The following is a 23,696-nucleotide window of genomic DNA, read 5'->3' on the forward strand; positions in this document are numbered from 1 at the left end:
GCGGCTGGCTGCGCCAAACCGATCCGAAATGACACAACCCCGAACTGACCCCGCAGTCCCATCACATCGCGACTGACAAGGCGCTGCGCCTGTGCCACGGTGCGTTATGCACTCAAAGTTACACGGTCTGGATGCCGGATTGCACCGGCGGCTGGTCGACAGCCTGTATGTCGAAGCAATGGTCATGGCTGACGAAGCGCGGGCCTATTTCGACAGGGCCGGGGCTGCGGACCGCGAGGCTCTGGAGCCGATGGCCCGCATCCTCTTCTCCTGCGAGTCGCTCAAGGTGACCACGCGCCTGATGCATGTCATCGCCTGGCTGCTGGCGCATCGCGCGTGGCAGCGTGGCGAGATTGACAGCGACGCTCTGGCGGACGAGCGTTTTCGATTGGGGGAAGCCGCAGCGACAGAAGCTGACGGCATCAGCCAATTTCCCTTCCCAGCGCGGTCCCTTATCAATGCGAGCATGGACTTGTACGATCGTGTCGCGCGGTTCGAGGCGAGGATGCTTGCGGGCAGATCGGGAGCACCGGGCGACGCGCGCAGTCCTACTCACGCCCTGATCGATCGGCTGGCGCGCTCTCTTTGAAGCAGCGGATTGGCGCAATCTGGAAGCCCCAACTGCATGTCCGGCGCAAAAAGCTGCAGGGCAAGCATCTGTTGTGGCGCGCTACCAATGACATAGGCTAGAGCGAGGCGATGTCGATTGCCTCGCGGCCCCTTCATTCTCCTGAACTGTGCCCGCGCGCTGTCTGGTTGACCCTTGCCACCATAGCGTTGGTGCCGGTGCCGGTCTGGGCACAGGATACGGCTCCTCCGCCGGCGGTGCCTACTCTTTCCAATCCCCTGGAGCTTGATCCTGCCGCGCCGCTCGCGCCCATGCCGGAGATCGGCGTCGCGTGGCCCGACATGGGCGCCCCTGACACTGTGGAACCTCTGGCAGCCGCAGCGCCGGATGAACTTGTAACCGACCCGGTGGCGGCAGATGTGGGGATTGCCGATGCTCAGGAGGCCGACGCACCAGTCGCGGATACGCCAGTCAGCCAGGTGACGGACTTCGATGCAGGAGCGGAGCGTCGCTATCGCGTGAACGTTCAAGGGCTCGATGGTATATCGGACACATTGTTCACGACGCGGTTCGACGAACTGTCAGTGCTCAAGCAAGGCGACGGAAAGCCAGCGAACCTCGCGCAGATCAATCGCCGGATCAAGGAAGACACTGAACTTCTGGATCGGCTGATGCGCGCGAAGGGCTATTATGATGCGCGCGTAAGAACCCTGGTGTCCGCGGCTACGGACGACAGGCTGCAGGTTACGCTGACGGTGGTTCCGGGGCCATTGTATCTACTGGCCTCGGTAGACTTGCAGGGATTGGCGGAAACAGGGCCGAGGGAACAGACGCTGCGAGAGGCCTTCACCGTCAAAGTCGGTGATCCGGTCGACGCTGACAGGATCGTCGGTGCGCAGACATCTTTGGCGGCGGCGCTTGGCAACACCGGCTTTCCGTTCGCCAAAGTCGAAGAGCCCGTTGTCCGTGTGGATCACGATGCGCGTAAGGGCGATCTGGACGTCATCATCGAGACCGGAGGCTATCGCACATTCGGGCGGATCGTCCTGCCGGACGATGACCTGTTCAGCGCCAGGCATGTTCAACGCATCGCCCGCTTCAAACCCGGCGACACTTACACGGCTTCGGACGTAGAGGACCTTCGCCGCGCGCTGGTGGCGACTGGCCTCGTCTCGTCCGTGACCCTGACCCCGAAGGACGCAGGCGACGGTGAACATGTCGATCTGGCAGTCGATGTTGCCGCCGCGCCGCCGCGTACGATCGCGGGGGAAATCGGCTATGGCACCGGAGAAGGGGCGAGGATCGAGGCTAGCTGGCAACATCGCAACTTCTTCCCGCCTGAGGGCGCAGTCACCGTGCGCGGTGTTCTCGGCACGCAGGAGCAGACCGGGTCGCTGACCTATCGCCGCAACAACTTCAAAAAGCGCGACCAGGTGCTGACGGGGCTGTTGTCTGTCAGCAACATCAAGCGCGATGCTTTCGACGCCCGGACGGTCCAGCTATCGGGCTCGCTGGAGCGGCAGACCAACATCATCTTCCAGAAGAAATGGGTGTGGAGCGTCGGCGCGGAATTGGTCGCATCGGACGAGCGCGATAGCTTCAGTCGCATCTCTGGCGGGCGGCGAACCTTCTTCATCGGGGCATTGCCGACGGGGCTTACCTATGACGGCAGCGACGACCTTCTCAATCCCACCACCGGGTTCCGGCTGGGCGGAAGACTGAGCCCTGAACTTTCGTTTCAGGATTCGACGTTCGGCTATGTTCGGGCGCAACTGGACGGCAGCGCGTATCGGCAGATGACTGACCGCATCGTGCTTGCAGGACGCGCGAGACTGGGGACTATCTTTGGCTCGACGGTCAGCCAGATCGCACCGTCCCGGCGCTTCTATGCGGGTGGTGGCGGGTCGGTGCGCGGTTATGGTTTCCAGGCGATCGGGCCGCGCGACATGAACAACGATCCGATCGGCGGCAAGAGTCTGGCGGAATTCTCGCTGGAGGCACGCGTCCGTTTCGGAAACTTCGGTGTGGTGCCGTTTGTGGATGCCGGCAATATCTCGACGCAGGCGCTCCCTCGCTTTCGGGACCTGCGCGTCGGCGCAGGGGTGGGCGTGCGATATTATAGCAGCTTCGGGCCGATCCGCGTCGACGTGGGCACACCGATCAATCCGCAGAGGGGCGATTCCCGGATCGCAGTCTATGTTTCGCTAGGCCAGGCGTTCTGATGGTGGACGATCCGCCCGATACACCGATCCTTCAGCCAAGGCGCGGTCGCGCGTGGCAGCGGTGGGTGGCTGGCATCGTCCTTGTGCTGCTGCTGGCGATAGCGGGCGCAGCGCTTTGGCTTGATACCGGGGCAGGGCACCGCTTCCTGATCAGCCGGATCGAGCGCGTGGAACCCCGGTCCGGCCTCCGGATCAAGGTTGGTGCAATAGAGGGCAGCATTTACAGCAAGGCGCGGCTGCGGGACCTGCAGCTCTACGATCCCAACGGCCTGTTCTTTTTCGCGCCGCAGGTGTCGCTCGACTGGTGGCCGGTCGCGTGGATATCGAACCGGTTGGACATCGACCGGCTGTACATACCCCAGGCCACATTGCACCAACTGCCCAAGTTCCGGCCGACCGAAGTACGCGGGCCGATCCTGCCTGATTTCGACATACGGCTGATGCAGTTGAAAGTGGATCGGCTGGTGATCGCCAAGGGGCTGGCGGGCCGCGAACAAGTGGCGACGTTGCAGGGTGACGCGGACATCCGGGCGGGACGCGCCGTCATCGACTTGCAGGCGCGAGTACTGAATGGGGCGGACTCGATCATCCTTGCGCTGGATAGCCGCCCCGGCGACAACAGGTTCGATGTCGATGTGACAGTGAATGCGCCGAAAGGCGGCGTACTCGGCGCGATGGCCGGGTTGAAACAGGACGCCAATCTGCGCGTGCAGGGCGATGGCACCTGGGCACGGTGGAGCGGAACCGCGATTGCGACACTCGACAAGGTGCCCGCGGTGTCCCTGCGGCTGGGTGCGAAGCGTGGCCAGTACCAGCTGACCGGCAATGTGGAGGGGGAGGCAATCGCGGGCAATGGCCTGTTGCGTAGACTGTCCGCGCCTCGATTGGACCTGACGGCTGCCGGGACGCTCGAAAACCGCGTTGTGGATGGCGTGCTGAAGCTCAGTTCCCCCGCGATCGACATGACCGCGGACGGAGCAATCGACCTGCGCGGCAATGGCTTCGACAACATGCTGATCGATGTGAAACTTGCCCGGCCGCAGGCATTGCTCAAGACCATGACTGGTCGAGATATCACGGCGCGCATCCGGCTAGACGGGCCGATCCCGACCGTGGGGTTCGAGTATCTTGTTTCGGCGAAGCAGGTGGCGTTCGGGAAAACGATATTGCGGGATGTGCGCGCCAATGGCGAAGGCCGGAGAGCGCAGAGTGGCCCCGTCATCGTGCCGATACAGCTATCCGCGCGGCAAATGGATGGGCAGGGGAATCTGGTCGGCGGCATCGTGCGAAACTTCACGCTCGCGGGGGCGCTGCAGTTCAATGGGCAGACAATCACTTCCACCCCCTTGAAGATACGATCCGACAAGTTGCGGGGTGCTGTCGTTGTGCTCGCGGACCTTAGGACCGGCCGCTACGACATAGCCCTTACGGGAGATATCAACGGGCTGTTGATCCCGGGGCTCGGCGTCGTCGACATCCGATCGAAGGTGCAGGCGGTGCCCGGCGCGAACGGCAGGTTCACGCTCAAGGGGCAGGCGCAGGCGAAGATGCGCCGACTGGATAACAGCTTTTTCCGGACGTTGGGCGGAGGTTTGCCGCGGCTCAGTTCAAACCTGTCACTGGGGCCGGACGGTCGACTGATGTTCACGGGCCTGCGTCTGGATACGCCCTTGCTGAACCTGACCGCGACGGGTTATCGTCGGCCCGACAAGACATTCCATTTCGAGGGTGCGGGCAAGCACAGGACCTATGGGCCGGTAACGCTCGTGCTGGACGGCATCATCGAGCGTCCCACAGTCGACTTGGTGCTGGCGCGGCCGCTGGAGGCGGCGGCATTGCGGAATGTCAAAGTGCATTTGGCCCCTGATCCGATTGGATACCGCTTCACTGCGGCGGGAGGATCGATACTAGGGCCGTTCGATGGAAACGGCGTCATCGCATTACCCAAGGGCGCGCAGGCCGTGATCGATGTGGAGCGCCTCGCAGTTGCCGGAGTGCTGGCAAAGGGGCGCATACTGCCGGTAACGGGCGGGCTGGACGGGCGGCTCGCGGTTACAGGTCCGGTGACTGGCTACGTCGCCCTCACGCCTCTCAATGGCATTCAGCAGATCCGGACGGAACTCACTGCGGCGGATGCCCGCTTCGAGGGACCTACGCCTATCGGGATACGGCGCGGGACGCTCGATGCGACATTGCTCCTCGACCCTGCAGGGACGACCATCGATGCCGAGACGTCGGCGCGCGGGCTGCTCATCGGGCCGATGCGGATCAACCGCATGGAGGGTGCGGCAAAGCTGGTGGGCGGAAAAGGCAAAGTTACGGCCAGCATTCTCGGGCAGCGCGGGCGCTTGTTCGACATCCGGGCCAATGCGGATGTCGCGCCGGGCCGGGTTGCGCTGATGATCGGAGGGACGCTGGACCGTCAGCCAATCAGGCTCACGCGGGCAGCTGTATTTACGCAAACCGAAGAGGGATGGCGGCTTGCGCCCGTGACGATCAGCTACCGTGATGGCAGCGCTCAACTTGCGGGGCGCCTCGGCGGAGAGGCGACGGAAATCGAGGCTCGGCTGAACAAGTTGCCCTTGGCGCTGCTTGATCTCGTCAATGAAGAACTTGGCCTGGGCGGCCTTGCTACAGGCACGCTGAGCTACGCAAAGCCTCGCGACGGCGCACCGACAGGCACGGCCAACTTGCGCATCCGGAAGCTGACGCGTTCAGGGCTGGCGCTTACGTCACGACCCGTAGACGTGGGGGTCAATGCGATCCTAACCCCGACGCGACTGGCTGCAAGGGCGACGATCACTGCAGAGGGCAAGACGATCGGCCGGGCGCAGGCACTTTTGAGCCCGCTGGGACAAGGTGATCTCATGCAGCGCGTGCGTATCGCGCCGCTGTTTGCGCAACTTCGCTACAACGGGACGGCGGACACGCTGTGGCGGCTCACAGGAGTCGAGATCATCGATCTCAGCGGCCCGGCGGCCGTTGCAGCCGACGTGCGTGGCACTCTGGACAATCCCATCATCGCCGGATCGATCGCGAGCGACAATGCTACGATCGACAGTCCGATCACCGGGATGCGGCTGACAGGCGTGAAAGCGCGCGGGCGCTTTGCTGGGTCGCAACTGGCGATCTCCAGTTTCTCCGGCAATGCGCGGGGCGGAGGCACCGTGACGGGAAGTGGCAGGTTCGACTTTGGCGGCGGGAAAGGCGTGGCCATGGACCTGGCCATGCAAGCCGACAATGCCACGTTGTTGGCGCGCGATGACCTGGGAGCGACGGTAACAGGACCTATAACGATCAGGTCCAGTGGCGTAGGCGGCACTATCGGCGGCGACGTCGAACTGAACCGAAGCCGTTTCACTCTGGGCCGGGCCGCGGCAGTGGCAGCTATTCCGGAACTGCGTGTGATAGAAACGAGCCGGCGTGGCGACGACTTCGAGCGCGTGACTGCCGCAGCGCCGTGGAACCTGGACATCAAGGCGAGGGCCCGCAATCGGCTGACGGTAACGGGGCTCGGCCTGAATAGCGAGTGGCGCGCAAATCTCGACATCGGCGGGACCGTCACGGCTCCCTCTATCAGAGGCGCGGTGGATCTGGTCCGCGGCGGCTACGAGTTTGCGGGCCGGCGTTTTGAACTGACCGAAGGGCGCATCCGGTTCGATGGCTCGACGCCCAATGATCCGACGTTGGACATCGATGCGGCAGCGAACATCAACGGCATCAACGCAACGATCCGGGTGACGGGAACCAGCCTGAAGCCGCTGATCAGCTTCACCAGCATTCCGGCGCTGCCAGAGGATGAGTTGCTGTCGCGTCTGTTGTTCGGGACCTCGATCACGAACCTGTCAGCGCCCGAAGCGCTGCAACTCGCCTCTGCAGTGACCGCGTTGCAGGGTGGTGGCGGCGGGCTTGACCCGATCAATGCGGTTCGCAAAGCGGCGGGTCTGGATCGTCTGCGCATCCTTCCCGCTGATCCGACAATCGGGCAGGGGACCTCCGTGGCGGCCGGTAAATATCTGACTCGCAAGACCTATGTCGAACTGATCACTGACGGGCAGGGCTATTCCGCCACGCGCATCGAGTATCAGGTGACGCGGTGGCTATCGCTTCTCTCGAGCGTTTCTACCATTGGGCGGCAGAGTGTGAACGTCCGCGTTTCGAAGGATTATTGACGTGCCGCCTGCCGATATCTCGGACGATACTCGACCCCGGCAGCGATCGCGTATCGACAGCAGCGCGGCAATCAGCGTGGTGGATCTGTTCACCATCGGTATCGGCCCGTCGAGTTCACACACCGTTGGGCCTATGCGCGCAGCGCTGATGTTCATGGAATCGCTGCCACGGCAGCCGCAGAGCGTTAGCTGCGAGCTTTTTGGTTCCCTGGCGCTGACAGGTCATGGCCATGCCAGTGATACTGCGGTGTTGCTCGGCCTGTCCGGGGAGCGACCTGAAACAGTCGATCCTGAAGCGATTGCCGCTCAAGTAGAGGATATCAGGGCCAGGAACGAAATCCGTTATGGGGACTGGAGCATCTCGTTCGTCGAAGATCGCGACCTGCTGTTCTGCAAGGGGCAGTTTCTGGAGCAGCATAGCAACGGGATGCGCTTCACCGCTCGCTTTGTCGATGGAGAGGTGATGGTGCGGGAGTATTTCTCCGTCGGTGGAGGCGCGGTTCTGCCCGGCGAAGCTATCGCGGGTGGAGCCGCCGGCGCGCCAATGGGCCACAATCTTGTGCAGCCGATGCCGTTCTCTTCCGGCGCCGAAATGCTGGCGCAGGGCGAGGAGACGGGGCTTTGCATCGCCACGCTTGTTCTGCGCAATGAAGCAGCATGGCGGCCTCAGGAGGAAACCGAAGCGTTCCTCGACAATGTGATCGACGCCATGGACGCCTCCATAGAACGCGGCATGAAGCAGGAGGGGATGCTGCCCGGTGGTCTGAAGGTGCGTCGGCGCGCCAAGGCCATTCACGCGCGGCTGCGTGCAGGGCAGGAAAACATGCAACCCGCCGCCGTCTTTGAATGGGTTAGCCTCTTCGCATTGGCAGTGAATGAGGAAAATGCCGCGGGCGGTCGTGTCGTCACTGCGCCAACTAACGGGGCCGCCGGTGTTATCCCGGCGGTGCTGCGTTACTACCGCAAGTTCGTGCCCGGAGCGGATCGGGATGGCGAGCGGCAGTTGCTGCTGACGGCAGCGGCGATCGGGTTCCTCTACAAGAAGCGGGCATCGATTTCCGCAGCGGAAATGGGATGTCAGGGGGAAGTAGGCGTCGCATGTTCGATGGCTGCTGCAGGCCTCGCGGCGGTGCTGGGTGGCACCAACCAGCAAGTCGAGAATGCCGCCGAGATCGGCATGGAGCATAATCTGGGGCTAACCTGTGATCCCATCGGGGGGCTGGTGCAGATTCCCTGCATCGAACGCAATACGATGGGGGCGGTGAAGGCAATCAATGCCGCTTATCTCGCGCTGCAGGGCGACGGACGACATATCGTCAGCCTGGATGCGGTGATCGAAACCATGCGGCAGACGGGCGAGGACATGGCGAGCCGCTATAAGGAAACGAGCCTAGGCGGACTTGCCGTCAACGTCGTCGAGTGCTGACTGGAAACGCCTGATGCATATTTCGCCATTGGGCATTTCTCCGCACTTCCCTACATGGTGTCGATGATCACCTATGCTCCCTATGCCGCGCAGCCTGACCAGAGCCGGGGCCGCCTTTATCCCGAACCGGGCGGAGAGACGCGAGGCCCGCGTGACATATTCCAGCGCGACCGTGATCGGATCATTCATTCGATCTCCTTTCGCCGCCTGCGCCACAAGACCCAAGTGTTCGTGGCGCCCGACGGCGATCACTATCGCGTACGACTGACGCACAGTCTGGAGGTCGCACAGATCGGCCGCACGATCGCGCGTGCGCTCGGGCTGAACGAGGATCTGACGGAAGCGCTCTGCCTTGCCCACGACATCGGCCATCCGCCCTTCGGCCATGCCGGTGAGGATGCGCTGGAAGAAGCGATGGCAGGGCAGGGCGGGTTCGACCACAATGCGCACACACTGCGGACCTTGATGCTGCTCGAAAGCCCCTATCCGCGTTTTACCGGCCTCAATCTCAGCTGGGACATGCTGGAGGGGCTGGCAAAGCATAACGGTCCGGTCGACCGCCCGAGCTGGGCCATGGCTGAGATCGACGCGCTGTTTCCGATGGACCTGCACAGCTGGCCGAGCCTGGAGGCGCAGGTTGCGGCGATTGCCGATGATATCGCTTATGACAACCATGACATCGATGATGGTTTGCGCGCGGGGTTGCTGACGCTCGATGAGCTACTCGAAGTGCCTCTCGTCGCGGAATGCTGGGAAAGGGTGCGGGCGCGGCATCCGGACATAGCTGAAGCGAGGCTCCTGCGGGAGCTGGTGCGGGATCAGATCGGCGTGATGGTGAACGACTTGCTGCAGACGACTCGCGCCAATATTCATGACAGCGGCGTTCAGAGCATCGACGAAGTTCGCGCTGCCGGACGCTCGCTGGTGGGGTTCTCGCCCGCGATGGCTGCGGAGGAGCGTACGCTGAAACGGTTCATGTACGCGACCCTGTACCACCATCCCGAACAACTCGCCGCAGCGGATCGGGCGCGCACCATCGTGTCGGAGCTGTTTACGGCATATCATGAGGATCCAGCGCGCATGGCGGAAGGCTGGCTGGAAGGCTGTGTCGCGCAGGAGCCTCAGCGCAGCCGCCATATCGCGGACTTCATTGCGGGTATGACTGATCGTTACGCCGAAAACAGCCACCATGCGTTATTCGGCGGCCCGGTAGCTACGCTGGCGGATTGACGTGCAAGGCTGTTTGGGCAATGGACAATGAAGTCTCCGCATCGAGGATTCGGTACGGACATGATACGGGAGAGTGTCACTTCGGGTTAACCCGCGTGGCCGCCGAAGGAGCAACCGCCCCGGAATCTCTCAGGTGAACAGGACCGTATCATGTGTAGACACTCTGGAAAGCGAGCGGCGTTAACCCGCTCCACCGAAGGTGTAAGCTGCGCCCCATCGCTTTAGGAGGGCCAGTCAAAGCTCTCAGGTTCCGTGACAGAGGGGGTGATGACGTGATGGACCCGGCTTCGTGGTTCGTTGTGCCATTACAGAAACCTATTGCTGCCGGAGACCAGGATGACCACCGAACCTAGCGAAATTCTGGCAGATCCAGACACCGATCCGGTCGCCTCCGGTCCGGAGAAGCTTCCGCTGGATGCGTGGCATCGCGCCCAGGGCGGCCGTATGGTCGAGTTTGCCGGCTATCAGATGCCGATCCAGTATGAGGGCATCATGGCGGAACATGCCTGGACCCGGACGCATGCGGGCCTGTTCGACGTCAGCCATATGGGTCAACTGAGCTTTACCGGCGAAGATGTGGACGCGGCGCTGGAGACGGTGCTGCCCGGCGACATCCTGGGTCTTAAGACCTTCCGGCAACGATATTCGCTGTTGCTTAACGAGGACGGCGGCATCCTTGACGACCTGATGGTCAGTCGCCGCCCTGACGACTTCTACATGGTCGTGAACGGGGCAACGAAATATGATGACATCGGCTGGCTGCGCGAGCAATTGCCCGATGCGATCACGATGAACCATATGGAGGACCAGGCGCTTCTGGCGCTACAGGGACCGGAGGCGGGGGCTGCCCTCGCTGCCCTCATCCCGGCCACCGCCGACCTCTATTTCATGCAGTGCGATCAATTTGAGTATCAGGGCGTGCCGTTCTGGATATCCCGCTCGGGCTATACTGGCGAGGACGGCTTCGAGATCAGCCTGCCCGCCGAAAGCGCGTCCGCCTTCGCAGATGCGCTGTGTGCCCTTGAGCAGGTAAAGCCGATCGGACTGGGCGCGCGGGATTCGCTTCGACTCGAGGCGGGATTGCCGCTCTACGGCCATGACATCGACGAGCGCGTCAGCCCGATCGCGGCGGATCTGGGTTTCGCGATTTCAAAGCGTCGACGGGAGCATGGCGGCTTCATCGGACATGGCAGGATTGCGCGCGAGTTGACCGAGGGCGTTCCTGCTCGCCGTGTGGGCCTCGCAGTCGACGGGCGTTTGCCGGCACGTGAGGGTTCGCTGATCTTCGCCGGGGAAGATCAGGTCGGTACTGTCACGTCCGGTGGCTTTGCCCCAACGGTAGGTGCCCCGACAGCCATGGGCTGGGTCGCGACAGACCATACTGCGATTGGAACGACGCTCGCCATCGAAGTTCGCGGCAAGCGCCTGTCTGCGACGGTCGCAGCTATGCCTTTCGTCCCGCACCGTTACCACCGCCCGAAACCAGGAGCCTGAAGATGAGCCGCTATTTTACTGACGAACATGAATGGATCGAGGTCGAAGGGGAAATCGCCACCGTTGGAATCACCGACTACGCGCAGGAGCAACTGGGCGATATCGTATTCGTGGAACTGCCTGCGGAAGGCGCGAAGTTCGACAAGGGTGATGACGCCGCAGTTGTGGAATCCGTCAAGGCAGCGTCCGACGTGTACGCTCCTATTTCCGGAGAGGTGATCGAGTCCAACGCTGCGCTGGAAGACGAGCCTGCTCTGGTGAACAGCGACCCCGAGGAGGACGGCTGGTTCTTCAAGTTGCGGATCACCGACGCAGCCGAGCTTGACGGGCTGATGAACGAGGCGAGCTACCGCAAGTTCGTGGCCGAGCTTTGAATATCGGCTTCTGACTCAAACAAGGAATAGCAATGCGTTATCTTCCCCTCACTGATGCCGACCGCAGCGCCATGCTGACTGTCATCGGCGCTCCTTCGATCGAAGCCTTGTTTGTTGATGTGCCTGCCGAGGCCCAGTTGACGCAAAAGATCGAAGGCTTGCCCGATCACGCCAGCGAACTGGCGGTGGAAAGGCACATGGGGAAGCTCGCGCGGCAAAACATGGTCGCGGGGGATGTCCCCTTTTTCCTGGGGGCTGGCGCGTATCGGCATCATGTTCCGGCGAGCGTGGATCACCTGATCCAGCGCGGCGAATTCCTTACTGCCTATACGCCCTACCAGCCGGAGATCGCGCAGGGGACGTTGCAGGTCCTGTTCGAGTTCCAGACGCAGGTGGCTCGATTGTTCGGCTGCGACGTTGCCAATGCCTCGATGTACGACGGGTCGACTGCTTGCTGGGAGGCGATCGGCATGGCGCGGCGGATTACCAAGCGTGGCAAGGCGATCCTGTCGTCCGGGCTCCACCCGCATTATGTGTCGGTGGCGAAGACGATGGCGAAGTTTACCGGCGATCAGCTGGTGTACAATGCGCCTGAACTGGTGCCTGAAATGGACGATCAAACGCTGCTTGCCGGTATCGACAAGGATACGAGTTGCGTTGTCGTCCAATATCCCGACATTCTTGGGCGGATCAGTGATTTGTCGGGGCTGGCTGAGAGGGCGCATGAAGTGGGCGCCCTGCTGGTGGCCGTGGTTACGGAGCCCGTTGCGTTGGGAGCGATTGCACCGCCCGGAGACATGGGGGCGGACATCGTCGTGGGCGAAGGACAGTCGATCGGCGTCGGTCTTCAATTCGGCGGGCCTTATCTCGGACTGTTCGCCTGCAAGCAGAAATATGTGCGGCAGATGCCTGGCCGATTGTGCGGCGAGACCGTCGATGCGGAGGGCAAGCGCGGCTTCGTGCTGACCCTCTCGACGCGTGAACAGCATATCCGGCGGGAGAAGGCGACCTCGAACATATGCACCAACTCCGGGCTATGTGCGCTCGCTTTCTCGATCCACATGACGTTGCTGGGAGAGAAGGGCCTGAACGACTTGGCGGCGCTGAACCATGGCCGCGCTGTTCAGGCTGCGGAAGCATTGGAGCAGGTGCCGGGTGTCCGCCTACTCAACGGCAGTTTTTTCAATGAGTTCACGCTGGTTCTTGAAAAGGATGCGCGGGAAGTTGCACGCACCTTGGCCGACCGCGGCATATTGGGAGGCGTCTCGCTGGGGCGGCTGTTCCCCGATGCCGGCGATCTGTCCGGCGGATTGGTCGTCGCGGTGACGGAGACGACGACGGAAGAAGACATCGACGCCCTGTGTGCGGCCTTGAAGGAGATACTTGCATGAGCATGCTCAAGGAAGGTCGTGCGACCAAGCCCGTTCCTGTCGCGCATGAGGGTCGCCCCACAACTACCGGAAATAAGGCGCTGATGCTGGAAGAAGCGCTGATTTTCGAGCTCGGTGCGCATGATACGACCGGCGTGGACATCGCGCCTGCGCCGCAGGTGCATAGCCGCCTCGGCGGGCTGGAGCGGCGCAAGCCTATCGCGCTCCCGGGCTTGTCCGAGCCCGAGACGGTGCGGCATTATACCCGGCTTTCGCGGCAGAACTACGGGATCGACCTTGGGTTCTTCCCGCTGGGCTCCTGCACGATGAAGCACAATCCCCGGCTGAACGAGAAGGTCGCGCGGATGCCCGGTTTTGCCGATATTCATCCGCTGGCGCCCGTGTCGACAGTGCAGGGCGCGCTGGGCGTGATCCATGAACTGGCCGAGTGGCTGAAGACGCTGACCGGCATGGCCGCAGTGGCGATGAGCCCGAAAGCGGGTGCGCATGGCGAGCTTTGTGGGCTACTCGCGATCCGGGCGGCGCTGGAGGCGCGCGGCGACGCGCGTTCGGTCGTGCTGGTGCCGGAAAGCGCCCATGGGACCAATCCCGCAACGGCGGCATTCTGCGGCTATGCGGTCGAGGACATTCCGGCGACGGCGGAAGGGCGCGTCGATCTGGCGGCGCTTGAGGAGCGGCTGGGGCCGGATGTGGCGGCGGTGATGATCACCAATCCCAACACCTGCGGCCTGTTCGAGCGGGATCTCAAGAGGATGGCTGACGCTGTTCACGCCGCGGGTGCGCTGGTGTATTGCGATGGCGCGAACTTCAACGCGATCGTGGGTCGGGTCCGGCCCGGCGATCTGGGAGTCGACGCGATGCACATCAACTTGCACAAGACGTTCTCTACCCCGCATGGCGGTGGTGGCCCCGGCAGCGGGCCGGTGGTGTTCAGCGAAGCGTTGGCGCCTTTCGCTCCGCTGCCGTTCGTGGAGAAGACCGAAGACGGCTATGTGCTGATCGAGGAAGAGACGGCGGGCGAGCATCATGCGGGCAGCTTTGGCCGTATGGTCGCCTTCCACGGCCAGATGGGGATGTTCACGCGCGCGCTCACATACATCATGAGCCACGGTGCTGACGGGCTTCGGCAAGTGAGCGGCGACGCGGTTCTGAACGCGAATTACATCCTGCGCAGTCTGGAAGGCGTTCTCGACGCACCGTTCGCGGCGTCCGGGCCGTGTATGCATGAGGCGCTGTTCAGCGACAGAGGAATGGCGGAAGGCTTCACCACGCTCGACATCGCCAAGGGCCTGATCGACGAGGGCTTCCACCCGATGACCGTGTATTTCCCGCTGGTAGTCCATGGGGCGATGCTGGTCGAGCCTACTGAGACCGAGAGCAAGGCCGCGTTAGATCAGTTCATCACGGCCTTCCGTTCAGTGGCAGAGCGAGCAAAAGCGGGTGACGAAGCCTTGAAGAGCGCGCCTCATTTTGCGCCTCGGCGACGGCTGGACGAGACATTGGCCGCTCGGAAGCCGGTGCTGGTTTGGACGGAGCCTCAAGCTGTGGCGGAAGCGGCGGAGTAGCGGGGCCACTCGCACACATACCCTCAGTTTATGTGCGGCGTTGGCCCGGAGCAGCTGAGATCGTCTTGTGAAAGACAGGCTGGTTCCGAAGCAGCCAGCGTTAATCGGGTCGGCGGTGCTGGGACAGCCACTGGGTCCGCGGTGGTCCCGGGGTTTGTGTAGGGGTCTGTGTCAGCCCAATGGTCTTTGTCCCCATCCTCATAGATTTTGTCGAGTTGCGTATAGCCGTCATCAAAATAGGCGGCCGCCTGCCGTTCGCTTAGCGTCGGACCGCAGCCCTTCCGGCATACCGGCACGTGAGCGGGCGCCATGTCGGTCGTCTGCGAAGCATATTCAGTATCGTAGCTGGCACTTGGATTTCCCAAATGATCTCTGATGTCTGTCGCATCGATCACCGGCTGCTTTGTCGTCGTCGCATAGTTTCCTAACGCAACGCCTGACACAGAAGCGACCGCAACCACAGCCGTCGCAAAGATCGTGATGTTCCCGGGCATGCTTCGCTCCACTATGCCGATATTTGCACAACCAAGCAGGCACGCCGATGTTCCGGAGGCGCAATCAATAGCGGGCACAGAAGAGCCGCCGGGATTGCTCCCGGCGGCTTCTCGTTTAGCGGCTGGCGTCCCTTAGGAACGCCAGCTTTTTTCTATCATTCCGCCTCGGTCGTGGTGAAATCTTCACCCTGGATCGCTGCCAGCGGATCGTCGCCGATTGCGGCTTCCGGACCCTGCGCCAGTTCGGCAGCATGTTCTTCGGCGGCGGACTGCGGCGCGATCAGATGAGCCTGAAGGCCCTTTAGCTGAGCGCGGAGCGCGGCGTCGCGGCTGGAGGCGGCCACACGCAGGCGGTTCATGCCTGCGCCCGTTCCAGCCGGGATCAGACGGCCGACGATGACGTTTTCCTTCAGACCGATCAGCGTGTCCTTCTTCCCCTGAACCGCGGCTTCCGTAAGGACGCGCGTGGTTTCCTGGAACGATGCGGCCGAGATGAAGCTGCGGGTTTGCAGCGACGCCTTGGTGATGCCGAGCAATACGGGCTTGCCGACGGCGGGCTGCTGCCCGGCGGAAAGCTTCGCGTTGATCTCGTGCATTTCTTCCGCATCGACCTGTTCGCCAGCCAGCAACGTGGTCTCGCCGCCATCAGTGATCTCGACCTTCTGCAGCATCTGACGAACGATCGTTTCGATGTGCTTGTCGTTGATCTTCACGCCCTGCAGTCGATAGACTTCCTGGATTTCCGACACGAGATATTCGGCGAGAGGCTCGATCCCGAGCACTTCGAGAATATCGTGCGGATCAGGCGAGCCGCCGATCAGGTTGTCGCCGCGCTTCACGAAGTCGCCTTCCTGAACGTCGATCACCTTGCTCTTGGGGATCAGATATTCGACCGGATCGCCGCCATCCTCGGGACGAATGGCGATCTTGCGCTTCGCCTTGTAGTCCTTGAGGAACTCGACGCGGCCGCTGATCTTCGCGATGATCGCATTGTCCTTGGGCTTACGCGCCTCGAACAATTCGGCAACGCGCGGCAGACCGCCCGTGATGTCACGCGTCTTCGCCGCTTCGCGAGAAACACGCGCCAGCACGTCGCCGGCCGCAACCTGCTGGCCGTCCTCGACCGACAGAGTGGCGCCGATGGCGAGCATGTAGCGTGCCGCTTCACCCGAACCGTCATCCAGCAGGGTCAGGCGCGGACGCAGATCCTCCTTCGTACGGGCGGAACCGCGATGCTCCGTGACGACGCGCTGGGCGATGCCCGTCGCTTCATCGGTCTGTTCGGTCAGCGTCTTGCCATCGATCAGGTCGACATACTTCACGATGCCCGGCTTTTCCGTGATCACCGGCATGGTGAACGGATCCCACTCGGCGATACGATCGCCCAGCTTCACCGGAGAGCCGTTCTCGAACAGGATCGTCGCACCGTAAGGCAGACGGTGGACCGCACGTTCGCGGCCTTCCTGATCGATGATCGCCAGTTCGCCGTTGCGGGCGAGCGACAGACGGCGGCCACGGCTGTCCGTGATCGTCGGCATGTCACGCAGTTCCAGCGTACCGTCGGCAACCGCTTCAAGGTTGGACGTTTCATTGAGCTGCGCCGCGCCGCCGATGTGGAAGGTACGCATGGTAAGCTGCGTGCCCGGTTCACCGATGGACTGCGCCGCGATGACGCCGACCGCTTCGCCGATGTTTACCGGCGTACCACGGGCGAGGTCACGACCGTAGCACTTGCCGCAGACGCCCATCTTGCTTTCGCAGATCAGGGGGCTGCGGATCTTGACGGCCTGCGTGCCGATGCCTTCGATCTGCGTGATCAGGGCTTCGTCCAGCAGCGTGCCTTCGGGGATCGCGATGCTGTTGTCCTTGGGATCGACGATATCTTCGGCCGTGGTACGCCCGAGGATACGCTCACCCAGCGAAGCGATGACCGAGCCGCCCTGAACGATTGCCTTCATCTCCAGAGCGCGGTTGGTGCCGCAATCTTCCTCGACGATCGTGCAATCCTGCGACACGTCGACGAGACGGCGAGTCAGATAGCCAGAGTTTGCCGTCTTGAGAGCGGTGTCGGCCAGACCCTTGCGGGCGCCGTGCGTGGAGTTGAAGTATTCAAGGACGGTCAGACCTTCCTTGAAGTTCGAGATGATCGGCGTTTCGATGATCTCGCCGCTAGGCTTGGCCATCAGGCCGCGCATACCGGCAAGCTGCTTCATCTGAGCCTGCGAACCACGAGCACCCGAGTGCGCCATCATGTAGATGGAGTTGATCGGGGCCATGCGGCCATTCTCGTCCTTCGGCTGGGCGCGAATTTCGTCCATCATCGCGTTCGCCACGACGTCACCGCAACGCGACCAGGCGTCGATCACCTTGTTGTACTTTTCCTGCTGAGTGATCAGGCCGTCCTGATACTGCTGCTCATAGTCAGCGACCATCGCCTTGGTGTCGTCCACCGTGCCGACCTTCGAGTCCGGAATGACCATGTCATCCTTGCCGAAGGAAATACCTGCCTGGAACGCGTGGCGGAAGCCCAGCGCCATGATGGCGTCGGCGAACAGCACCGTGTCCTTCTGACCCGTGTGACGATAGACCTGATCGATGACGTCGCCGATTTCCTTCTTGGTGAGAAGGCGGTTGATGACATCGAAAGGCACCTTGTGGCTCTGCGGCAGGGTTTCACCCAGCAGCATGCGACCCGGCGTCGTTTCGAAACGCTTCATGTAGGTCTTGCCGTCTTCGTCAGTCTGCGGAACGCGGCTGATGATCTTCGAATGAAGCGTCACCGACTTGTTGAACAGCGCCTGATGCACTTCCTGCATGTCCGAGAGCATCATGCCTTCGCCCGGTTCGCCTTCGCGCTCCATCGAAAGATAATAGATGCCAAGGACCATGTCCTGCGACGGCACGATGATCGGCTTGCCGTTCGCGGGGGACAGGATGTTGTTGGTGGACATCATCAGCACGCGCGCTTCCAACTGGGCCTCAAGGCTCAGCGGAACGTGGACGGCCATCTGATCGCCATCGAAGTCGGCGTTGAAGGCCGAACAGACGAGCGGGTGAAGCTGGATCGCCTTGCCTTCGATCAGCACGGGCTCGAACGCCTGGATGCCGAGACGGTGAAGCGTGGGCGCGCGGTTCAGCATGACCGGATGCTCGCGGATCACTTCGTCAAGGATGTCCCAGACTTCCTTGCGCTCCTTCTCGACCCACTTCTTCGCCTGCTTCAGGGTCATGGAGAGACCCTTGGCATCGAGGCGGGCGTAGATGAACGGCTTGAACAGTTCGAGCGCCATCTTCTTCGGCAGGCCGCACTGGTGCAGCTTCAGTTCCGGCCCGGTCACGATCACGGAACGACCCGAATAGTCGACGCGCTTGCCGAGCAGGTTCTGGCGGAAGCGACCCTGCTTGCCCTTGAGCATGTCGGACAGCGACTTCAGCGGACGCTTGTTGGCGCCAGTGATGACGCGGCCACGGCGACCGTTGTCGAACAGGGCGTCGACAGCTTCCTGCAACATGCGCTTTTCGTTGCGGACGATGATGTCCGGCGCGCGCAGTTCCATCAAACGCTTCAAGCGGTTGTTGCGGTTGATGACGCGGCGATACAGATCGTTGAGATCCGACGTCGCGAAGCGGCCGCCGTCCAGCGGCACCAGCGGGCGCAGTTCTGGCGGAATGACCGGAACAACGTCCAGGATCATCCATTCCGGGCGGTTGCCCGATTCCAGGAAGCTCTCGACGACCTTCAGGCGCTTGATGATCTTCTTGGGCTTCAGTTCCGACTTGGTGACGGCCAGTTCTTCGAGAAGAACCTTCTTTTCGCCTTCCAGGTCGAGGTCGATCAGCATCTGCTTGACCGCTTCCGCACCGATGCCGGCCGAGAAGGCGTCTTCGCCATACTCGTCCTGCGCGTCGAGCAGTTCGTCTTCGTTCAGAAGCTGATACTTGTCGAGCGGGGTCAGGCCCGGCTCGATGACTATGTAGCTTTCGAAGTAGAGGACGCGCTCAAGCTGCTTGAGCTGCATGTCGAGAAGAAGGCCGATGCGCGAAGGCAGCGACTTCAGGAACCAGATGTGCGCGACCGGAGCGGCCAGTTCGATATGGCCCATACGCTCGCGGCGGACCTTCGATACCGTGACTTCGACACCGCACTTTTCGCAGACGATGCCCTTGTACTTCATGCGCTTGTACTTGCCGCACAGGCACTCGTAATCCTTGATCGGACCGAAGATACGCGCGCAGAAAAGGCCGTCGCGCTCGGGCTTGAACGTGCGGTAGTTGATGGTTTCCGGCTTCTTGATTTCGCCGAAGGACCAGGACCGGATGCGCTCCGGCGAGGCAAGGCCGATCTGGATCTGGTCGAAGGTTTCCGGCTTTACGACCGGGTTCGCGAAGTTGGTCAGTTCGTTCATTTTCAAATTCCCTCAGGAGGGTAAAATTTCGGAGCGGGGGAGGAGCACTGTCTTTGGGGAAACAGTGCCCCTTGTGTTCCCTTATTCCGCAGCGAGCGCCGGACCGTCGTCTTCCATGATCTCGTCGATCGAGTTCAGTTCAACGTTGAGGCCAAGCGAGCGCATTTCCTTCACAAGCACGTTGAAGCTTTCCGGGATGCCGGCCTCGAAGGTATCGTCGCCCTTGACGATTGCTTCGTAGACCTTGGTACGGCCGACAACGTCGTCCGACTTCACGGTCAGCATTTCCTGCAGCGTATAGGCGGCACCATAAGCCTGGAGCGCCCAGACCTCCATTTCCCCGAAGCGCTGGCCACCGAACTGTGCCTTACCACCCAGCGGCTGCTGCGTGACGAGCGAGTAGGGGCCGATCGAGCGGGCATGGATCTTGTCGTCGACAAGGTGATGCAGCTTCAGCATGTAGATGTAGCCGACAGTAACCTTCCGGTCGAACTTGTCGCCCGTACGGCCATCGAACAGATCGCTCTGGCCCGAAGTATTGAGCCCGGCCAGTTCCAGCATGGCCGACACGTCGGCCTCGCGGGCGCCATCGAACACCGGAGTAGCCATCGGCACGCCATGCGTCAGATAGGAGGCAAGTTCCACGATCTGATCCGGGCTGCGCGCCTCGATCTCGTCATGATACTTTTCGCCATAGACCGTCTTGAGGCGTTCCTTGACCGCTTCCGGCGGCGCTGCGCTTTCCGGGTTCGGGTTCGCTTCGCGCCATTCCTCGAGAGCATGCTTGATCTGCTGGCCCAGACCGCGTGCGGCCCAGCCCAGATGCGTCTCGAAGATCTGACCGACGTTCATGCGCGATGGCACGCCCAGCGGGTTCAGCACGATATCGACATGCGTACCGTCTGCGAGGAACGGCATGTCCTCGATGGGAAGAATACGGGAGATAACCCCCTTGTTCCCGTGACGGCCGGCCATCTTGTCGCCCGGCTGAAGCTTGCGCTTCACCGCGACGAACACCTTGACCATCTTGAGCACGCCCGGCGGCAGTTCGTCGCCACGCTGCAGCTTCTCCACGCGATCCTCGAACCGGTCAACGATGGTCTTCACCGCTTCGTCATACTGGCCCTTGATCGCTTCGAGTGACGCCTGGACGCTATCGTCGGCAACCGCGAACTTCCACCATTCGTGACGCTCGACTTCATCAAGAAGCGCGTCGTCGATGACGATGCCCTTCTTGATGCCCTTGGGCGCAGCGGTCGCGGTCTGGCCGAGAAGCTGTTCCTTCAGGCGATTGAAGGTCGCACGGTTGAGAATGCCGCGTTCGTCTTCGCGATCCTTGGCAAGGCGGTCGATTTCCTCCCGCTCGATAGCCATAGCGCGCTCGTCCTTGTCGATGCCGTGGCGATTGAACACGCGCACTTCGACGACCGTTCCGGCAACGCCCGGCGGCAGGCGCAGGGACGTGTCACGCACGTCGCTGGCTTTTTCACCGAAGATCGCGCGGAGGAGCTTTTCTTCCGGCGTCATCGGAGATTCACCCTTGGGGGTGATCTTGCCGCAGAGGATATCGCCCGGCTCCACTTCGGCGCCGATGTAGACGATGCCCGCTTCGTCGAGGTTGCGCAGGGCTTCCTCGCCGACGTTGGGAATGTCGCGGGTGATGTCTTCCGGACCCAGCTTCGTGTCGCGGGCCATGACTTCGAACTCCTCGATGTGGATCGAGGTGAAGACGTCATCCTTAACGATCCGCTCGGAGATCAGGATGGAATCTTCGTAGTTGTAGCCATTCCACGGCATGAACGCGACCAGGGTGTTACGACCCAGCGCCAGTTCGCCGAATTCGGTCGAAGGACCGTCCGCAATCACGTCGCCGCCGTCTACCAGATCACCGACCTTCACCAGCGGACGCTGGTTGATGCAGGTGTCCTGGTTAGACCGCTGGAACTTCTGCAGCGTGTAGATGTCGACGCCCGACTTGCCGGGTTCGACGTCATCCGTTGCGCGGATCACGATGCGGGTTGCGTCCACCTGATCGACGATGCCCGAGCGCTTGGCCGAGATGGCCGCGCCAGAGTCACGTGCGACGGTTTCTTCCATGCCGGTGCCGACGAACGGAGCCTCGGCGCGCACCAAAGGCACGGCCTGACGCTGCATGTTCGATCCCATCAGCGCGCGGTTGGCGTCATCGTTTTCCAGGAACGGAATGAGCGATGCGGCGACCGAAACCAGCTGCTTGGGGCTCACGTCCATCAGGGTGATCTGATCGCGCGGGGCCATCAGGAATTCACCGGCTTCACGCGAGGACACGAGGTCTTCGATGAAGTGGCCGTCGGCATCCGTGTCGGCGTTGGCCTGCGCGATCGTGTGCTTGGCCTCTTCCATCGCAGAGAGATAGACGACGTCGTCGGTCACCTTATGGTCGATGACCTTGCGATACGGCGTTTCGATGAAGCCATATTTGTTGACGCGGCTGAAGGTCGCAAGGCTGTTGATCAGACCGATGTTTGGGCCTTCCGGCGTTTCGATCGGGCAGATACGGCCGTAATGCGTCGGGTGAACGTCGCGGACTTCAAAGCCTGCGCGCTCACGCGTCAGACCGCCCGGCCCGAGTGCAGACACGCGGCGCTTGTGCGTGACTTCCGAAAGCGGATTGGTCTGGTCCATGAACTGCGAAAGCTGCGAGGAGCCGAAGAACTCACGCACCGCAGCCACAGCGGGCTTGGCGTTGATGAGGTCGTTGGGCATGACAGTCGAGACGTCGACCGAGGACATGCGCTCCTTGACGGCGCGCTCCATGCGGAGGAGGCCGACGCGATACTGGTTCTCCAGAAGCTCGCCCACCGAACGCACGCGGCGATTGCCGAGGTTGTCGATGTCGTCGATTTCGCCCTTGCCGTCCTTCAGGTTCACCAGTTCCTTGACGACCGCGAGAATGTCTTCGCGACGCAGGGTGGTGACCGTGTCTTCAGCGTCGAGTTCGAGACGCATGTTGAGCTTAACGCGGCCCACGGCCGAGAGGTCATAGCGCTCGGGATCGAAGAACAGGCCGTCGAACAGCGACTCCGCGGTCTCGCGCGTCGGCGGCTCGCCGGGGCGCATGACGCGGTAGATGTCGGACAGAGCGTGGTCGCGATCCTCGGCCTTGTCGGCCTTAAGAGTGTTGCGAATCCACGGGCCGGTCGTGACATGGTCGATGTCGAGCAGTTCGAGAGTCTCGATTCCTGCCTTGTCGAGCTTTTCGAGGTTTTCAGGCGAAACTTCGTCACCGGCTTCGATGTAGATTTCGCCGGTCGCGTCGTTGACGAGATCATAGGCGCTGTAACGGCCGAAGATTTCCTCGGTCGGGATCAGCAGGGTTTCAAGACCATCCTTCTGCGCCTTGTTGGCGGCGCGGGGCGAGATCTTCTGACCGGCTGGGAACACGACTTCACCAGAACTGCCGTCGACGATATCGAAGGCAGGCTTCTGACCGCGCCATGCTTCTGGTGTGAAGGGAATTTTCCAGCCGCCTTCGCCGCGGACGAACGTCACCTTGTTGTAGAATTCGCCCAGAATATCTTCGGCATTGAGGCCGAGCGCGAACAGCAGCGCAGTAACCGGCAGCTTGCGCTTGCGGTCGATGCGGACGTTCACGATGTCCTTGGCGTCGAATTCGAAATCGAGCCACGAACCGCGATAGGGAATGACGCGAGCAGCGAAAAGATACTTGCCCGAGGCATGCGTCTTGCCACGGTCATGGTCGAACAGGACGCCCGGCGAACGGTGCATCTGGCTGACGATCACGCGTTCCGTGCCATTGATGATGAAGGTGCCGTTGCCCGTCATCAGGGGCATGTCGCCCATGTAGACGTCCTGCTCCTTGATATCGAGGACCGAGCGGGTGTCGGTGTCCTGATCGACTTCGAACACGATCAGGCGAAGGGTAACGCGCATCGGCGCGGCATAGGTGATCCCCCGCTGGCGGCATTCCTCGGTATCGTACTTCGGATCTTCCAGCACATACTGCACGAAGTCCATTTCGGCGGTGCCGGCGAAATCGCGGATCGGGAAGACGCTGCGCAACGTCTTTTCAAGGCCCGACACATAGCCGATCGAGGGATCGGACCGGAGGAACTGTTCGTAGCTTTCGCGCTGCACTTCGATCAGGTTCGGCATCTGCACGACTTCGTGGATGTTGCCGAACACCTTGCGGATGCGCTTCTTTGCGCCCGTCATGCTGATGGTGGGAGCTGCCTTGGTCGCCATGCTTGGGTCCTGCCTTGAAATAACGATTTATTTCCGCATTTCAGCGGAAGCTCAGCCGATTCGCGCAAGCCAGCGACGCAAAAAAGTGCGGGTCGGGGCTGTCCGATCC

Annotated in this window: 12 protein-coding genes and 1 riboswitch; of the genes, 9 read left to right on the forward strand and 3 right to left on the reverse strand. The window is 61.9% G+C overall.

Features of this window, described 5'->3' with window-relative positions:
- Positions 1-106: 106 nt before the first annotated feature.
- From QHC67_RS03315 to gcvPB, 9 genes are all read left to right on the forward strand, one after another.
- Positions 107-589 carry a DUF1465 family protein gene (locus QHC67_RS03315; RefSeq protein ID WP_319290942.1) on the forward strand — a complete coding sequence of 161 codons (483 nt, stop codon included), beginning with the start codon at positions 107-109 and terminating at the stop codon, positions 587-589.
- Between the two features lie 110 nt (positions 590-699).
- The gene (locus tag QHC67_RS03320; RefSeq protein ID WP_319290944.1) at positions 700-2,790 is read left to right on the forward strand and encodes an autotransporter assembly complex protein TamA; all 2,091 of its coding nucleotides are present in this window, start codon (positions 700-702) and stop codon (positions 2,788-2,790) included.
- A complete protein-coding gene (locus tag QHC67_RS03325) occupies positions 2,790-6,962 on the forward strand; it encodes a translocation/assembly module TamB domain-containing protein (RefSeq protein WP_319290947.1) in 4,173 nt (1,390 codons plus the stop codon). The genes QHC67_RS03320 and QHC67_RS03325 overlap by 1 nt, the downstream gene beginning before the upstream one ends.
- 1 nt (position 6,963) lies before the next feature.
- Complete coding sequence (locus tag QHC67_RS03330) at positions 6,964-8,388, forward strand: L-serine ammonia-lyase (protein ID WP_319290949.1); 1,425 nt, start codon at positions 6,964-6,966, stop codon at positions 8,386-8,388.
- 63 nt (positions 8,389-8,451) lie between these two features.
- Positions 8,452-9,618, forward strand: a complete 1,167-nt coding sequence (locus tag QHC67_RS03335; protein ID WP_319290952.1) for a deoxyguanosinetriphosphate triphosphohydrolase — start codon at positions 8,452-8,454, stop codon at positions 9,616-9,618.
- Positions 9,619-9,674: 56 nt separating this feature from the next.
- A riboswitch (glycine riboswitch) is annotated at positions 9,675-9,774 on the forward strand.
- A 180-nt stretch (positions 9,775-9,954) separates the two neighbouring features.
- Complete coding sequence (gcvT, locus tag QHC67_RS03340; protein WP_319290954.1) at positions 9,955-11,112, forward strand: glycine cleavage system aminomethyltransferase GcvT; 1,158 nt, start codon at positions 9,955-9,957, stop codon at positions 11,110-11,112.
- A 2-nt stretch (positions 11,113-11,114) separates the two neighbouring features.
- Positions 11,115-11,486, forward strand: a complete 372-nt coding sequence (gene gcvH, locus QHC67_RS03345) for a glycine cleavage system protein GcvH (RefSeq protein ID WP_319290957.1) — start codon at positions 11,115-11,117, stop codon at positions 11,484-11,486.
- A gap of 32 nt (positions 11,487-11,518) precedes the next feature.
- Positions 11,519-12,877: an aminomethyl-transferring glycine dehydrogenase subunit GcvPA gene (gene gcvPA / locus QHC67_RS03350; protein ID WP_319290959.1), complete on the forward strand. Its 1,359-nt coding sequence runs from the start codon at positions 11,519-11,521 to the stop codon at positions 12,875-12,877.
- Complete coding sequence (gcvPB, locus tag QHC67_RS03355; RefSeq protein WP_319290962.1) at positions 12,874-14,442, forward strand: aminomethyl-transferring glycine dehydrogenase subunit GcvPB; 1,569 nt, start codon at positions 12,874-12,876, stop codon at positions 14,440-14,442. The genes gcvPA and gcvPB overlap by 4 nt, the downstream gene beginning before the upstream one ends.
- Positions 14,443-14,465: 23 nt before the next feature.
- Here gcvPB and QHC67_RS03360 read toward each other — a convergent pair whose 3' ends face one another.
- The 3 genes from QHC67_RS03360 to rpoB form a co-directional block, all read right to left on the reverse strand.
- Positions 14,466-14,936 (reverse strand): hypothetical protein, encoded by a 471-nt coding sequence (locus QHC67_RS03360; protein ID WP_319290965.1) that lies wholly within the window; start codon positions 14,934-14,936, stop codon positions 14,466-14,468.
- Between the two features lie 155 nt (positions 14,937-15,091).
- A complete protein-coding gene (rpoC, locus tag QHC67_RS03365) occupies positions 15,092-19,342 on the reverse strand; it encodes a DNA-directed RNA polymerase subunit beta' (RefSeq protein ID WP_319290967.1) in 4,251 nt (1,416 codons plus the stop codon).
- Between the two features lie 81 nt (positions 19,343-19,423).
- The gene (rpoB, locus tag QHC67_RS03370; protein ID WP_319290969.1) at positions 19,424-23,587 is read right to left on the reverse strand and encodes a DNA-directed RNA polymerase subunit beta; all 4,164 of its coding nucleotides are present in this window, start codon (positions 23,585-23,587) and stop codon (positions 19,424-19,426) included.
- Positions 23,588-23,696: the final 109 nt, after the last annotated feature.

The organism is Sphingobium sp., from assembly GCF_033795625.1.
Lineage (GTDB): Bacteria > Pseudomonadota > Alphaproteobacteria > Sphingomonadales > Sphingomonadaceae > Sphingobium.

Coding starts and splice junctions, on each gene's coding strand:
- rpoB (WP_319290969.1), bottom strand. CDS start 23,587: ATGGCGACCAAGGCAGCTCCCACCATCAGCATGACGGGCGCAAAGAAG.
- gcvH (WP_319290957.1), top strand. CDS start 11,115: ATGAGCCGCTATTTTACTGACGAACATGAATGGATCGAGGTCGAAGGG.
- rpoC (WP_319290967.1), bottom strand. CDS start 19,342: ATGAACGAACTGACCAACTTCGCGAACCCGGTCGTAAAGCCGGAAACC.
- QHC67_RS03325 (WP_319290947.1), top strand. CDS start 2,790: ATGGTGGACGATCCGCCCGATACACCGATCCTTCAGCCAAGGCGCGGT.
- QHC67_RS03320 (WP_319290944.1), top strand. CDS start 700: ATGTCGATTGCCTCGCGGCCCCTTCATTCTCCTGAACTGTGCCCGCGC.
- gcvT (WP_319290954.1), top strand. CDS start 9,955: ATGACCACCGAACCTAGCGAAATTCTGGCAGATCCAGACACCGATCCG.
- QHC67_RS03335 (WP_319290952.1), top strand. CDS start 8,452: ATGATCACCTATGCTCCCTATGCCGCGCAGCCTGACCAGAGCCGGGGC.
- QHC67_RS03360 (WP_319290965.1), bottom strand. CDS start 14,936: ATGCCCGGGAACATCACGATCTTTGCGACGGCTGTGGTTGCGGTCGCT.
- gcvPB (WP_319290962.1), top strand. CDS start 12,874: ATGAGCATGCTCAAGGAAGGTCGTGCGACCAAGCCCGTTCCTGTCGCG.
- QHC67_RS03315 (WP_319290942.1), top strand. CDS start 107: ATGCACTCAAAGTTACACGGTCTGGATGCCGGATTGCACCGGCGGCTG.
- gcvPA (WP_319290959.1), top strand. CDS start 11,519: ATGCGTTATCTTCCCCTCACTGATGCCGACCGCAGCGCCATGCTGACT.